This window comes from Streptomyces atriruber (assembly GCF_001418325.1).
In the GTDB taxonomy this organism is placed as follows: domain Bacteria; phylum Actinomycetota; class Actinomycetes; order Streptomycetales; family Streptomycetaceae; genus Streptomyces; species Streptomyces atriruber.
Map to the genome: position 1 here is coordinate 1 of NZ_LIPN01000344.1, position 14,016 is coordinate 14,016.

At 72.3% G+C, this 14,016-nt stretch carries 14 protein-coding genes; 7 read left to right on the top strand and 7 right to left on the bottom strand.

Features of this window, described 5'->3' with window-relative positions:
• Positions 1-278: 278 nt before the first annotated feature.
• Positions 279-563 carry a hypothetical protein gene (locus AOK03_RS30490; protein ID WP_341845832.1) on the bottom strand — a complete coding sequence of 95 codons (285 nt, stop codon included), beginning with the start codon at positions 561-563 and terminating at the stop codon, positions 279-281.
• The gene (locus AOK03_RS30495; protein WP_055568593.1) at positions 560-1,072 is read right to left on the bottom strand and encodes a hypothetical protein; all 513 of its coding nucleotides are present in this window, start codon (positions 1,070-1,072) and stop codon (positions 560-562) included. Before AOK03_RS30495 ends, AOK03_RS30490 begins: the two co-directional genes overlap by 4 nt.
• Before the next feature lie 133 nt (positions 1,073-1,205).
• Between AOK03_RS30495 and AOK03_RS30500 the strand changes: the two genes are divergently transcribed.
• Positions 1,206-1,562: a PadR family transcriptional regulator gene (locus AOK03_RS30500; protein ID WP_055568594.1), complete on the top strand. Its 357-nt coding sequence runs from the start codon at positions 1,206-1,208 to the stop codon at positions 1,560-1,562.
• A gap of 44 nt (positions 1,563-1,606) precedes the next feature.
• Positions 1,607-2,263: a permease prefix domain 1-containing protein gene (locus AOK03_RS30505; RefSeq protein WP_244177812.1), complete on the top strand. Its 657-nt coding sequence runs from the start codon at positions 1,607-1,609 to the stop codon at positions 2,261-2,263.
• A 54-nt stretch (positions 2,264-2,317) separates the two neighbouring features.
• Here the strand turns inward: AOK03_RS30505 and AOK03_RS30510 are convergent, their stop codons facing one another.
• The 5 genes from AOK03_RS30510 to AOK03_RS30530 all read right to left on the bottom strand — a co-directional run bounded on the left by AOK03_RS30510 (position 2,318) and on the right by AOK03_RS30530 (position 9,183).
• The gene (locus tag AOK03_RS30510) at positions 2,318-3,169 is read right to left on the bottom strand and encodes a DMT family transporter (protein ID WP_055568596.1); all 852 of its coding nucleotides are present in this window, start codon (positions 3,167-3,169) and stop codon (positions 2,318-2,320) included.
• Entirely contained in the window at positions 3,166-3,723 is a 558-nt protein-coding gene (locus AOK03_RS30515; RefSeq protein ID WP_079075043.1) for a YbaK/EbsC family protein, read from the bottom strand. The genes AOK03_RS30510 and AOK03_RS30515 overlap by 4 nt, the downstream gene beginning before the upstream one ends.
• A gap of 99 nt (positions 3,724-3,822) precedes the next feature.
• A complete protein-coding gene (locus tag AOK03_RS30520; protein ID WP_055568597.1) occupies positions 3,823-5,541 on the bottom strand; it encodes a penicillin-binding transpeptidase domain-containing protein in 1,719 nt (572 codons plus the stop codon).
• Between the two features lie 116 nt (positions 5,542-5,657).
• Positions 5,658-7,286, bottom strand: coding sequence for a penicillin-binding transpeptidase domain-containing protein (locus AOK03_RS30525; protein ID WP_055568598.1), 1,629 nt, complete (start codon positions 7,284-7,286; stop codon positions 5,658-5,660).
• Between the two features lie 157 nt (positions 7,287-7,443).
• Positions 7,444-9,183, bottom strand: coding sequence for a dolichyl-phosphate-mannose--protein mannosyltransferase (locus AOK03_RS30530; protein WP_055568599.1), 1,740 nt, complete (start codon positions 9,181-9,183; stop codon positions 7,444-7,446).
• Between the two features lie 62 nt (positions 9,184-9,245).
• On the opposite strand from AOK03_RS30530, the gene rsmI reads away from it, so the two are divergent.
• The 5 genes from rsmI to rsmA form a co-directional block, all read left to right on the top strand.
• Entirely contained in the window at positions 9,246-10,142 is an 897-nt protein-coding gene (rsmI, locus tag AOK03_RS30535; protein WP_079075042.1) for a 16S rRNA (cytidine(1402)-2'-O)-methyltransferase, read from the top strand.
• A 209-nt stretch (positions 10,143-10,351) separates the two neighbouring features.
• Complete coding sequence (locus AOK03_RS30540; protein ID WP_055568601.1) at positions 10,352-10,777, top strand: hypothetical protein; 426 nt, start codon at positions 10,352-10,354, stop codon at positions 10,775-10,777.
• A 131-nt stretch (positions 10,778-10,908) separates the two neighbouring features.
• Positions 10,909-11,784, top strand: coding sequence for a TatD family hydrolase (locus tag AOK03_RS30545; protein ID WP_055568602.1), 876 nt, complete (start codon positions 10,909-10,911; stop codon positions 11,782-11,784).
• A gap of 133 nt (positions 11,785-11,917) precedes the next feature.
• Positions 11,918-13,300: a resuscitation-promoting factor gene (locus AOK03_RS30550; RefSeq protein ID WP_055568603.1), complete on the top strand. Its 1,383-nt coding sequence runs from the start codon at positions 11,918-11,920 to the stop codon at positions 13,298-13,300.
• 68 nt (positions 13,301-13,368) lie between these two features.
• Positions 13,369-14,016, top strand: a 648-nt coding sequence (gene rsmA, locus AOK03_RS30555) for a 16S rRNA (adenine(1518)-N(6)/adenine(1519)-N(6))-dimethyltransferase RsmA (RefSeq protein ID WP_055568604.1), incomplete at its 3' end; no start/stop codon positions are given.

A 14,016-nucleotide genomic window follows, 5' to 3' on the forward strand; every position in this document is an offset into this window, starting at 1 on the left:
CCCCCAACACCCCACGGCACCCCCAGAACCACACAACTCCGTCAGCTCCCCACCCATCCGCCCTTGCCGGTGACTTCGGTGAGCCTGGGTCGGGAACAACGCGGCCGCCTGAGTACGGCTCCGGGGCCACAAGGCCTTGTCGGCCCCCGCCCATCGGTCTCTGGCGGTGACTTCGGCGAGCCCGGGTCGGGAAGGACGCCGACGCCCCACTGCGGCTCGGGGCGCACGGCCTCCTCAGTTCTCCACCCGGCGCCCTCGACGGCGACCTGCGAATCCAGTCACTCGCCACGAGCCGGTGCGGAACGCGCGGGGTCTCTCCCCACCTCGCGCAGGACCAACAGGCCCCCGACCCCCGGCACGACCGCGCGCCACCGCACCCCCGGTGACGCCGTCGACGGCAGCATCCACGTGGCCGCGATGACCACCAGGTACGCGGTGCCGTGCAGCGGGCCGAGCAGGCCCGAGAGCGGTCGGGCGTGGACTGTGAGGAGGTTGGCGAAGAGGAGGGCCAAGGACGCGGACTCGACGATCGCCGCGATGCGGAGCGTGCGCACGGCGCTCACGCCCCCGTCGTGGAGCCGGGGCGGACGATCATCAGAACGGTGACCGTCGCCCAGAGGACGTTGAAGATGCCGGTGAGCATGGTGAGGCGGGCCGCCGTGGGGCGTGCGGTGTCCGGCGCGGGCCGCCTCCCGTCGTCCGGCTCCGCCGGATCCGGCACGTCCGCCATGTCCAGCAGGCTTCGCTGGCCCGGCAGGATGGCCAGCGCCAGGAGCGCCGCGGCGATCGTCGTCAGGAGGAGCGACGCGATCAGCCAGGCGTCGGTGAGGACGCCGAGCCGGGCCGCGGTGGCGAGGCCGAACACGGGTACGGCGAGGCCTGCGACGGCGTAGGCGCGGCAGACGCGGTGCAGGAGCGCGGCGATTCCGGGTGCCCGGTCGCCGTCGCCCGACTCCCCGTCGACCCCCAGCGCCCGCAGCGCGTAGCGCGGGAACATCGACGCGGCGACGGTGATCGACCCGACGGCCAGGATCGCCGCGAGGACGTGCACGGACAGCAGGAACTTGGTCATGGCGGGACCTCCAAGGCCCGAGCGGGGCAGGCATCGGGCAGGCAGCGGGCAGGAATGCATTGGCAGCCAATGCAATTGCGTTGGCTGCCAATACATACACTGTCGACGCATCCTTTGTGTAGGCTGCCTACTCATGAAGGCGGATGCGGTGCGAGGGCACCTCGACGGACTGCTGCTGGCCGTGCTGGAGCCGGGCCCGCTGCACGGGTACGCGATCATCACCGCGGTGCAGCGCCGCAGCGGCGGTGCGCTGGAGCTGCGCACCGGCACGATCTACCCCGCACTGAACCGCCTGGAGCGGCTCGGCCTGCTCAGCAGCAGCTGGCAGTCGGCATCCGGCGAGCGCCGCCGCAGGGCCTACGAGCTCACCGACGCGGGACGCGCCACCCTGGCCGGGGAGCGGGCCGCGTGGCGCGAGTTCACCGCGGCGATCGGCTCGGTCCTGAACCCCGGCCCGCAGCCGGGCGCGCACCCCGGACTCGCCACATGAGCCCCGGCGCGCATCCCGGCGCCCGTCCCGGCACGATGCCCGGCATGAGGCCCGTCGAGCAGCACGTCGCCGCCCTGACCGCCGCCCTGCACGGGCCGGACAAGGCCAAGTCGCGGCTGCTCGCGGAGATGCGCGACGGCCTCGTGGACACCGCGGCCGCCCACGCCGACGCGGGGGCGGATGACGAGGAGGCGGCCCGCCTTGCGGTACGGGAGTTCGGGACCGTCGACGAGCTCGTCCCCGGCTGTCAGCGCGAGCTGACCGTCGCGCAGGCCCGGCACACCGCCAGGACCGTCGCGCTCACCGCGCCGTTCCTCGTGGCCTGCTGGTACCTCGTCCGCGCAGCGGGCGACGAACGGGCGGCCCGGCAACTGCCGCACGCCGCCCGGCTGCTGGCCGGTCACCTGGCGCTCGTCGCGACCCTCGCCGCGCTGCTCGCCGCGGCGACGCTGGCTGCCACCGGCACCCTCGCCCGCCGACTGCCCACCCCGCACCGGCTGCCGCTCGTGGTCGCCTGGGCGGGGACCACCGCGAGCGCCGCCATGGCGGTGGCGACCCTCGCGCTCGCCACCGCCGCGGCCCTCGCCACGAACTGGCCCCTGCTGGCGGCCGCCGGAGCCCTCGCGGCCGCGTCCCACGCCGTGGTGGCGACCTCGTCCAGGGCCTGTCGCCGCTGCGCGACGCTACCCGTCACCGCGTGACGGGAGGGGCCGGGGCGAGACGGGACGGGACTGGACTGGAGGGGCCGGGATGGGTCATCCCGCGTGCAGCATCAACCCGATCCCCGCCACCATCAGCCCCGCCGCCACCAGCCGCGGCGCCCCGAACCGTTCCTTGAAGAAGATCGCGCCGATCGCCGCGCCGACGATGATCGAGGACTCCCGCAGCGCGGAGATCGGTGCCAGGTCCGCTCTCGTCTGGGCCCACAGGACCAGGCCGTAGGCGGAGACCGACAGGGCCGCGCCCAAGAGGCCGACCAGGGCGAACGGGCGGAGTCGCGGGACCAGTTCGCCGCGCCAGCGGTACGCCGCGTACACCGGGACCGCGATGCCCTCCATGACCATCAGCCACGCGATGTAGCCCATGGAGGAGCCGGAGGCCCGTACGCCCAGGCCGTCCACCACCGTGTACCCCGCGATGGAGACGCCCGTCGCGAGCGCCGCGCCGATCGCCGCCCAGTCGGGGCGGCGGCCCGAGCCGCGGATGCCCCACAGGGCGAGGCCCGTCAGGCCCGCGCACGAGACGGCGACGCCCGCCGCCTGCCAGGCGTCCGGGACCTCGCCCGCGAAGAGCGCCGCGAGGACGGTGACGACGAGGGGCGCCGTGCCGCGCGCGATGGGGTAGGCCTGGCCGAAGTCGCCGAGCTTGAACGACCGCATGAGCAGGGCGTAGTAGGCGACGTGGAGGATCGCGGAGAGGATCAGGTAGGGCCAGGCCCCGGCGTCCGGGATGGGGACGAAGGGGGCCAGGAGCAGCCCGATCATGGTGCCGCCGCCGGATATGAGGGTGAAGCCGACCAGCTTGTCGGTGATGTGGTGGGCTATCGCGTTCCAGCAGGCGTGCGTGACGGCGGCGAGCAGGACGGCCGCCGCTACCAGGGGGGTCACTCTGCGGTCTCGCGCACGTCCGCCAGCGTGCCGCCCGCGTGGGCGATCAGCTTCTCGGGGGCGATCGGGAAGACCGCGTAGGGCGTGCCGGCCGCCGCCCACACCACGTCGTGGTCGAGCAGGGACCGGTCGGCCAGGACGCGGGTCTTCGTGGCGTGGCCGAAGGGCGGCACGCCGCCGATCGCGTAGCCGGTGGTCTCGCGGACGAGGTCCGCCCTGGCCCGGGTCACCTTCTCCGCGCCCAGTTCCTGGCGTACGAGGTCCAGATCCACCCGCGAGGAGCCGTCCATCAGGACCAGGACCGGAACCCCGTCCGCGGCGAAGATCAGCGACTTGCAGATCTCGCTCAGCTCGCAGCCGATCGCCGCTGCCGCCTCCGCCGCGGTGCGGGTCTGCTCCGGGAAGCGGCGGACCCGGGGAAGCAGATCGCCGAGGCCCAGTTCCTGCAGGGCCTCGGCGAATCGGGGGTGGGCGGCGGACGGGGATGGGGACGGAGACGGAGACGGTTCGGGTGCGTCAGGTGCGTCCGGCGCACCGGCTGCTTCAGCGTTCATGCCCGGCACGCTAGCGGTCCGTGTACGGGACACGCGACCGTGTATCCGCATAGCGGACAGCCCCGTCCGCCGAGTGACCTCAGCCGCCGCCCGGGAGCATCAACCGCCCGCCTGCAGCATCGCCCGCACCACGGGCCCCGCCGAGTCACCGCCGTGGCCGCCCTCCTGGACGACCGCCGCCGACGCCAGGTCGCCCCGGTACGCCGTGAACCAGCCGTTGGGCTTCTTCTGGCCGTCGACCTCCGCCGAACCGGTCTTCGCGCCCATGTCGGAGCCGAGGCCCGACATCGGCTTGACCGCCGTGCCCGCGACCGCCGTGTAGTGCATCAGGTCCCGCAGCGCCGACGCCGTCGAGCCCGACATCTTGCGCGACGCGGTCGCCAGCTTGCGGTCGTCGACGTCGGGCGAGACCAGATAGGGCTGCCGGAACGTGCCCGACTTCACCGTCGCCGCGACCGACGCCATGTTGAGCGGGTTCATCCGCACCCCGCCCTGACCGATCAGCGAGGCCGCCATCTGCGCGTCGCTCTGCACCGGCACCGCCCCGTCGAAGGACGAGACGCCGATCGACCAGTTGTCGCGGCCGAGCCCGAAGACCTCCTGGGCCTGTTTGGTGAGGGAGTCGTTCTCCAGCTTCTCGGCCTGGCTGATGAAAGCCGTGTTGCAGGACCGCGCGAAGCTCGCCCGGAACGTGCCGTTCTTGATCTGGAACTTGTCGTCGTTCTGGAACTTCCAGCCGCCGTACGTCTCGTACTTGGGGCACGGGTGCTTCTTGTCGACCCCGGCGAGCTTCTTCTCCAGGAGCATCGACGAGCTGATGACCTTCATCGTGGAGCCCGGCGCGATGGACCCCTGGAACGCCGTGTTGAAGCCGCCGGGTCTGGAGTTGGCGGCGGCCAGGATCTCGCCCGTGCTGGGCTTGACCACGACCACGGACGCCCGCTGCCGCTTGGCGGTCTCGCGCTCGGCGGCGGACTGCAGCGAGCCGCTGAACGTCGTCTTCAACGTCCCCGGAGTGCCGGGGGAGAGCGTGAGCAGCGTCTTGTCGGGCGTCGACTCCGCGTCGTCCTTCTTCTTCGCCGCGGCGGACCCGGACTTCTTCCCGCTGTCCGCGCGGACCACCCGCAGCTCGACGCCGGCCTTGCCGCCCGCCTTCTTGCCGTACTTCTCGCGCAGCCCGTCGAGGACCGTGCCCAGCGACGGGTACTTCGCCGCCGTCAGCGCCGCCCCGTCCCGGTCCACCGCCTTGATCGGCGGATCGCCCGCCTCGCCGGTGACCAGCCGGTCGCCTTCCTTCAGCTCCGGGTGCAGCACCGAGGGCTGCCAGCCGACGAGCGTCTTGCCGTCGCTCTTCCTGCGTACGACGGTGAGTTCGGACTCGTACGAGAGGGGCTTGCGCTTTCCCTCGTACGAGACCGTCGCCGCCGCCTTGAACGGCATGTCGGCGCCCGAGCGCTTGCCGGGCGTCAGCCGGGGCTTCGTGAGGCGGCCGTCCTTGCGGTAGGACGTCAGGGCCTGCTTCGCCGCCGCCGGGTCGTCCGTGAGCGCGGCCGCCCGCGTCGCGTCGCCCTCGGCCCACGCGGTGAGGAACGCCCGCGCGGTGGAGCGGACTTCGGCGGGCTTCGGCGGGCCCGAGGCCACCGGCTTCTCGTCGACGCTCGAACCGTCCCCGGAACCCGGGCCGCCGGACAGCGCGAACGCGGCGGCCCCCACACCGCACACGACCACGGCAGCCGCCCCGCCGAGCACACCCGGGTGCACCTTCATGTTCCCGACGCCGACGCTCTTGCGCTCCGTGGCGCGCCTTCGCTTGCCCACAAACCCTCCGCAGTTCCCCAGAACCCCCGGCTCCTCACCGGAAGGCCACCTTAGAGGCGTACGGGGAAGCCCTTGACCACTTCGTCGCCCGGCCGGGCGACCCACGCTCGGACCGATTACCCTGCGCCCAGCACCGCCGCCACGATCGGCCCCGCCGAGTCGCCGCCGTGTCCGCCCCGCTGGGCCATCGCGGCCGCGGCGACGTCGCCCCGGTATCCCGTGAACCAGCTGTCCGACTTCGCCTGGCCATCGACCTCGGCCGATCCGGTCTTCGCGCCGACGTCGCCGCCGAGCCCGGCCATGACGCGTGCGCCGGTGCCGCTGACCGCCGTGCGGTTCATCATCTGGCGCAGCTGCTGGACGGTGGAGGCGCGCAGGCCCTCGGCGGTGGCCAGGTCGCGGTCGTCGAGGGACGCGGGCACGATCACCGGCTGCCGGAAGGTGCCCGTCATCGCCGTCGCCGTGACCGACGCCATGTTCAGCGGGCTCATCTGGACCTGGCCCTGGCCGATGGCGTTCGCCGCGCGGTCGGGTCCCGCGGACTCCGGGACGGAACCGTCGAAGGACGGGATGCCGACCTTCCAGTCCAGGCCCAGGCCGAAGTTGTCACGCGCCTCCTCGGTGAGGGACGCGTCCGAGATGCCGCCCTCGTCGATGAGCTTCACGAACGCGGTGTTGCAGGAGCGCGCGAAGTCCTCCGAGAACGTCGCGGACTCGTTCGGCGTCATGCCCTTGAGGTTGTTGAACGTCTGGCTCTGCCAGGTCGCGGAGGCGGGGCAGGGCGCCGGGCCGCTCGCCTTGGTCACGCCCTTGTCGATGAGCATCGCCGCCGAGACGATCTTCATCGTCGAGCCGGGCGCCACCTTGCCGAGGAACGCCGCGTTGAACGCGTCCTTGCGGTTGTTGGCGACCGCGAGGACCTCGCCGGTGCTCGGTTTCATCGCGACCACGGACGACTCGTCGCTCCGCAGGACCGCTTGCTCCGCCGCCTTCTGCACGCCCGCGCTGAGCGTCGTGCGCAGCTCGCCGGGCCTGCCCCGCGCGAGGGTGAGCAGCGTGCGGGTGCCCGCGTCCTCGTTCGCGCGCTCGACGTACAGCTCCACGCCCGGCTTGCCGCCCGCGCTGTCGCCGTACTTCTCGCGCAGCGCGTCCAGGAGGGGCACGAGCGAGGGGTGGTCCTTCTTGCGCAGGACGGTGCCCGCGCGGTCCACGGCCTGGATGGGCGGGGTGGCCGCCTCGCCGGTCACCAGGGTGTCGCCCTTCTCCAGAGAGGGATGGACGACGGCCGGTGACCAGTCGACGAGCGCGCGCCCGGTGGTCTTCCCGCGGACGACGGTGAGCTGGGAGTCGTACGCGAAGGGCTTGCTCTTCCCCTTGTACGACACCGTCGTCGACACGGAGAACGGCACGCGGGTGCCCGACGCCTCCTTCGGCACGAGCTTCGCCTTCGTCAGGTGCGCGTCCTCGCGGAACCCGGCCAGCGCGGCGGCGGCCTCCGCGGAGTTGTTCGTGTACGCCGCGGCCTGCCGGGCGTCGCCCTCGGCCCACGCCGCGAGGAACTTGCGGGCCGTGTCCCGGACCTCGCCGTCCGTGGGCGGCCCCGTCTTCACCTCGGCGGACCCGGACCCCGGCGAACCCCCGTCCCCGGTCACCCCGTTCACCAAGTTGTACGCGCCGTATCCGGCGCCCCCCACCATGACGGTGAAGACCCCGCCGACCAGTGCCGCCTTCACTCCTTTGCGCACGATGCGCTCCCTCCCCAGGAGCCCTCCCGAACGCATTCGGGAAGGTAGTTCGCCCTGAACCCTAAAGGGCCCCGGGGGGCGGGGGTGATGTACGGGGCTGTCGTTATCCGAAGGTGTCCAAGATGTGCATTACACCGGGTGTATTACACGCGGCGGACTACACCCACGTATCCAGCCACATGCGCGACCGCCACGAATCGATCGGAATCGCGGTGCCCGTGTAGATCGGCCAGAAGTAGATGAAATTCCACATGATGAGGAGCACGAGAACGCCCGACGCGGCCGCGCCCACGACCCGGCGCCGCTCGGTCGACCCCGAAGGGCCGAGCATCGCGCCGATCATCATCGTCACCGCGAGACACAGGAACGGCACGAAGACGACCGCGTAGAAGTAGAAGATCGTCCGCTCCTGGTAGAAGAACCAGGGCAGGTAGCCCGCCAGGACGCCGCACAGGATCGCGCCCGCCCGCCAGTCGCGGCGGAACGCCCAGCGCCACAGGACGTACAGCAGCGCGAAGGCCGCCGCCCACCACAGCATCGGCGTGCCGAGCGCGAGGACCTCGCGGGCGCACTTCTCCGTGGTGTCCGAGGGGCAGCCGTCCTTGCCGGGCAGCGGTGACTCGTAGAAGTACGAGACGGGCCGCCCGTCGACGATCCAGCTCCACGGGTTGGACTGGTAGGTGTGCGGCGAGGACAGGCCCACGTGGAACTCGTACACCGCGTGCTCGTAGTGCCACAGGCTGCGCACCCAGTCCGGCAGCCAGGTCCAGTCACCGCCCTTGCCGGCCGTCGCCGCCCAGTTGCGGTAGTACCCGCCGGTGCCGTCCGTCGGCGAGAGGATCCAGCCGAGCCAGGACACCACGTACGTGGCGAGGGCCACGGGCACCGTCGACACGAACGCCGGGAGCACGTCCCGCCGCAGCACCGCGCGGTAGGGCCGCACCGCCCCGGCCACCCGGCGCGCGCCCACGTCCCAGAAGACGGTCATCAGGCAGAGGAAGACCATGACGTACAGGCCGTTCCACTTCGTGCCGAAGGCGAGCCCCAGACAGAGCCCGGCCGCCCACCGCCACGGCCGCCACCCCAGGCGCAGCGTCTCGGCGACGTGCGCGTCGGGGTACACCCGCCCGTCCTCGTCGGTGGGCAGGGCGGCCGCGAGCCGCGCCCGCGCCCTGTCCCGGTCGATCAGGAAGCAGCCGAACGCGGCGAGCACGAAGAACATCAGCACCTGGTCGAGCAGCGCCGTGCGGCTCATCACGAAGTGCAGGCCGTCCACCGCGAGCAGCGCGCCCGCCAGACAGCCGAGGAACGTCGAGCGGAAGAGCCGCCGCCCGATCCGGCACAGCATCAGCACCGACAGCGTGCCGAGCACCGCCGTCATGAACCGCCAGCCGAACGGGTCGAAGCCGAAGAGCCATTCGCCGACACCGATCACGTACTTGCCGACCGGCGGATGCACCACGTACGACGCGTCGTGCGGGATCGCGACGTCGCTGCCCTGCCGCAGGACGTCGCCGTTGACCTTCTCCGGCCAGTTGACCTCGAAGCCGCGGTGGATGAGCGCCCAGGCGTCCTTCGCGTAGTACGTCTCGTCGAATATCACGGCCTTCGGATTGCCGAGGTTCCAGAAGCGGGCCACCCCGGCGACGAGCGTGATCAGCAGCGGACCGACCCAGCCGGACAGCCGGACCACCAGGTCCGCGGCCCGCTCCGACAGACCGAGCGTCATCCACAGGCGGGGGCTCGGCCGTGTGTACGCGGGCACGAGGCGCGCTCCGACGTCCACTCTCGGCCGCTCCACATGGCCGAATCGGCGCAGCCGCCGCTGCCACGGGGGCTGCTGCTCCTCGGCTGGCTGGCCCTCACGGGTGTCCGGGGAAGACGCGGTACTGGTCACCGCGCCATCGTAGGGAACCAGACTGTGCGAGTCCCGCCCGTGGGCCCTGCGAGGATGGATCCGTGACAGGAAGCGCTGATTCCCCCGGAACCCTTGTGCTGGCAGGCACCCCCATCGGCGATGTGGCCGACGCGCCGCCGCGGCTCGCCGCCGAGCTGGCGTCGGCCGATGTCGTCGCCGCCGAGGACACGCGGCGCCTGCGCAGGCTCACCCAGGCGCTCGGCGTGCAGGTGGGCGGGCGGGTCGTCTCGTACTTCGAGGGCAACGAGACCGCGCGCACGCCCGAGCTGGTCGAGGCGCTGGCGGGCGGCGCGCGCGTGCTGCTCGTGACGGACGCGGGGATGCCGTCGGTCTCCGACCCCGGCTACCGCCTGGTCGCGGCCGCCGTGGAGCGGGACGTGCGGGTGACGGCCGTGCCGGGACCCTCCGCCGTGCTGACCGCCCTCGCCCTGTCGGGGCTGCCCGTCGACCGCTTCTGCTTCGAGGGCTTCCTGCCGCGCAAGGCCGGGGAGCGGCTCTCGCGCCTGAAGGAGGTCGCGCAGGACCGCAGGACGCTGGTCTATTTCGAGGCGCCGCACCGCATCGACGACACGCTGGCCGCGATGGCCGAGGCGTTCGGCGAGGAGCGCAGGGCCGCGGTCTGCCGCGAGCTGACCAAGACGTATGAAGAGGTCAAGCGCGGTTCGCTGAAGGAACTCGCCGAGTGGGCGGCCGACGGCGTACGGGGCGAGATCACCGTCGTCGTGGAGGGCGCGCCCGAGAAGAGCGCCGGGGAGCTCGGCCCCGACGAGCTGGTGCGCAGGGTGCGGGTGCGCGAGGAGGCGGGGGAGCGACGCAAGGAGGCGATCGCCGCCGTGGCCGCTGAAGCGGGCCTTCCCAAACGCGACGTCTTCGATGCCGTCGTCGCGGCAAAGAATGCGGATCGGGGCAGCCCATCGGCAGGCAAAGGACTATCGTGAAAGGCAAAGCGCGGGCCGCGCACCAGGCTCGTTTCAGGCCTCTTTCCTAAGGAAAGGCCAAAACGGCTCCAATGCTCGACAGGTCTGATGCGCTCGCTCCGGGAAAGGCGTCCACTGGTTGAAGGGACGCACCCGTCCCCACGCTTCCGGTCCGGGTTCCTGCCCGGACTCCGGCAGTGCTTGTCCCTCGGGCAAGAGGAGCAGCTGGCATGAGTGAGATCGCAGACACCGGCCATCCCACCACGGCGACAAATGTGGTTCACGAGTCGTACGCCTTCGCCTGCATGCGGTGCGGGCACGGCTGGGAACAGTCCTACGAGATAGAACACCACGTGGACGCCAAGGGCGAGGAATTCGTGATGTACCTGGCGGACGGCGCGCGCGTGCCGTCGCCGCTGACCCGGCCCACGTGTCTGAACTGCGGTGGCCATGTCGTGCGGATCATGCGGGCCGGGCAGGTGTCGTCGGTGCTGGACATGATGCGGCGGCAGCATGCGGGCAGTGGCGTGGGGAAGGGCGGGGGGAAGCCGACCGCGCACCTGGACACGGCCGAGCCGGACGGCGACGGCTCGGAGCGTCACCACTGGCACCTGTCCGACTTGCTGCACCCCTTCCAGCACCGCAGGGCGCAGTAAGGGCGGCAGGGGGATTCGCGGGGGGTCCGCGGGCTCGTTCGGGGTCCGCGGCTCCGTCGTGGGAGCGCGGGCTCCTTCGCGGGCCCGCGGCCTCCTTCGTGGGATCGGAACCTCCTTCGTAGGATCGGGTCATGCCTTCGAAGAACGCCGACGTCCCGCCGCCCCTGCCGGAACCGCTCCGGGTGGCGGTCGCCGACTCCCACACCCACCTCGACATGCAGTCGGGCACGGTGGAGGAGGGCCTCGCCAAGGCCGCGTCGGTCGGCGTCACCACGGTCGTCCAGGTGGGCTGCGACGTCCGCGGGTCGCGGTGGGCGGCCGAGACGGCCGCCGCGCACGACGGCGTGCACGCCGCCGTCGCCCTCCACCCCAACGAAGCGCCCCGCATCGTTCTCGGCGACCCCGACGGCTGGTCCCGGCAGGGTGCCCGTGAGCCCGGCGGCGACGCCGCCCTCGACGAGGCGCTCACCGAGATCGACCGGCTCGCCGCCCTGCCGCAGGTGCTCGGCGTCGGCGAGACCGGCCTCGACCACTTCCGCACCGGACCCGAGGGCATGGCCGCCCAGGAGCGGTCGTTCCGCGCCCACATCGAGATCGCCAAGCGGCACGGCAAGGCCCTCGTCATCCACGATCGCGAGGCCCACGACGATGTGCTGCGCGTCCTGAAGGAGGAGGGCGCCCCCGAGCGCACCGTCTTCCACTGCTACTCCGGCGACGCCGACATGGCCCGGATCTGCGCCGAGCACGGCTACTTCATGTCCTTCGCGGGCAACGTCACCTTCAAGAACGCGCAGGGACTGCGCGACGCGCTGGCCGTCGCCCCCCTCGAACTGGTCCTCGTGGAGACCGACGCGCCGTTCCTCACGCCCGCCCCGTACCGCGGACGGCCCAACGCCCCTTATCTCATTCCGGTCACGGTGCGCGCCATGGCCGGAATTCGCGGCATCGACGAGGACGCCATGGCCACGGCGCTCTCCGCGAACACCGCGCGCGCCTTTGCTTACTGACCGATAACGGCACGAGCCCCGTACGGGGGCAGCTCAGGTCAACGCGGCGACACAGCGTAGCCGTGCTGCTTTGGAGAGTGACGAGAGCTCCGCTAGGTTCTGTCCGCCCGGTACGGACCCCTGGAGCGTCATCGTGAGCAACTCGCAGTACGAGACGTACGAGACGACGTACGCCCCCGCGTACGAGCCGCGGTACAGCCCGCCGTCGTACGACCCCTCGTACGACGCCTCGTACGACGTGTGGCAGGACGACTCGTACGAGTCGTACGACTACCGGGCACCGGATCCCGGGCCGGAACCCGAACCCGAACCCGCGTCCGGACCGGAGCCGGAGCCGGAGTGCGCGCAGATCCCCGCGCCCGGGCGGGCCGGGACGCGGCGGGCCGGGCGCGGCAGGAAGCCGTCCCGCGGGGCCGCGGCTCCCGACCGGCACGAGGCGATGCGGCGACTGGTGCCGCAGGCCCTCGTCGTGGCGTTCCTCGCCGGCGGCACGTCCGCGTTCGTCGCCAACGACAAGGCCGTGCAGCTCATCGTCGACGGCAAGCCGCGCACCCTGCACACCTTCGCGGACGACGTCGGTGAACTCCTCGCCGACGAGGGCGTGGACGTCGGCGCCCACGACATCGTCGCGCCCACCTCCACCACCGCGCTGGCCAGCGGCGACGAGATCGCGGTCCGCTACGGACGGCCCGTCCACCTCACCCTCGACGGGGAGCGCCGCCGGGTGTGGACCACGGCGCGCACGGTGGACGGGGCGCTCCAGCAGCTCGGGGTGCGCGCGGAGGGCGCGCACCTGTCGGCGTCGCGCAGCAGCCGCATCGGACGGGACGGCCTCGCGCTCGACGTCCGCACGGAACGCACGGTCACGATCATGGCGGACGGCCGGGAGCGGACCATCCGCACCAACGCGGCCACCGTGCGGGAGGCGGTCGCCGAGTCCGGGGTGACGCTGCGGGGGCAGGACACGACGTCGGTCGCCCCCGAGAGCTTCCCGCGCGACGGGCAGACGGTGACCGTCATGCGGGTCACCGGCACCAAAGAGGTGCGGGAGGAGCGGATCCCGTTCGACGTGGAGAAGACCGAGGACCCGTCGCTCTTCCGCGGCACGGAGGTGGTGGCGCAGGCCGGGCAGCAGGGCCTCAGGCGGGTCACGTACACGGTGCGGACGGTGAACGGCGTCAAGCAGAAGCCGCGACGCGTCGGCGCCGAGGTGGTGCGGGAGCCGCAGAAGCGGGTGGTGAAGGTCGGCACCAAGCCGATGCCCATGTCGGTGGCCGGGGCGGACGACCTCAACTGGGGGTCGCTCGCGCACTGCGAGTCGGGCGGACGGCCCGGGGCGGTGGACCCGTCAGGGACGTACGGCGGCCTGTACCAGTTCGACACGAGGACGTGGCAGGCGCTCGGCGGCTCGGGCAGCCCGCAGAACGCACCGGCGGCGGAACAGACGTTCCGGGCGAAGAAGCTGTACGTGCAGCGCGGCGCAAGCCCGTGGCCGCACTGCGGCAGCCGACTGTAGGTCCCCGCCCCGCCCCGCACGAGGCGGACCGCGCGAGGCGGGGAGGCCGGGCCCCGTAACCTGGTGCGGTGAGCACTGAGCACGGCGCCCTCCTCGGCCCCGCCGACATCCGCGAGCTGGCCGCTGCCCTGGGCGTACGCCCGACCAAGCAGCGCGGCCAGAACTTCGTCATCGACGCCAACACCGTACGGCGCATCGTCCGCACCGCGGAGGTCCGCCCGGACGACGTCGTCGTCGAGGTCGGCCCGGGTCTCGGGTCGCTGACCCTGGCCCTGCTGGAGACCGCGGCCCACGTCACCGCCGTCGAGATCGACGACGTGCTCGCCGGGGCGCTGCCCGCGACCGTGCAGGCCCGCCTCCCGCAGAAGACCGGCTCCTTCGGGCTCGTGCACAGCGACGCCATGCTCGTGAGCGAGCTGCCGGGCCCCGCGCCCACCGCGCTGGTCGCGAACCTCCCGTACAACGTGGCCGTGCCCGTGCTGCTGCACATGCTCGACACCTTCCCGACCATCGAGCGCACCCTGGTGATGGTGCAGGCCGAGGTCGCCGACCGGCTCGCCGCCGGACCGGGTTCGCGGGTGTACGGGGTGCCGTCCGTGAAGGCCAACTGGTACGCGGACGTGAAGCGCGCCGGGTCCATCGGGCGCAACGTCTTCTGGCCCGCGCCCAACGTCGACTCCGGACTCGTGTCGCTGGTGCGCCGCGCCGAGCCGATC

What these genes read in the sequence shown, in the direction of transcription:
- AOK03_RS30505 (WP_244177812.1), top strand. Translation starts at nt 1,607, where the DNA reads ATGAGGCCCGTCGAGCAGCACGTCGCCGCCCTGACCGCCGCCCTGCAC.
- AOK03_RS30540 (WP_055568601.1), top strand. Translation starts at nt 10,352, where the DNA reads ATGAGTGAGATCGCAGACACCGGCCATCCCACCACGGCGACAAATGTG.
- AOK03_RS30495 (WP_055568593.1), bottom strand. Translation starts at nt 1,072, where the DNA reads ATGACCAAGTTCCTGCTGTCCGTGCACGTCCTCGCGGCGATCCTGGCC.
- AOK03_RS30515 (WP_079075043.1), bottom strand. Translation starts at nt 3,723, where the DNA reads ATGAACGCTGAAGCAGCCGGTGCGCCGGACGCACCTGACGCACCCGAA.
- AOK03_RS30500 (WP_055568594.1), top strand. Translation starts at nt 1,206, where the DNA reads ATGAAGGCGGATGCGGTGCGAGGGCACCTCGACGGACTGCTGCTGGCC.
- AOK03_RS30545 (WP_055568602.1), top strand. Translation starts at nt 10,909, where the DNA reads ATGCCTTCGAAGAACGCCGACGTCCCGCCGCCCCTGCCGGAACCGCTC.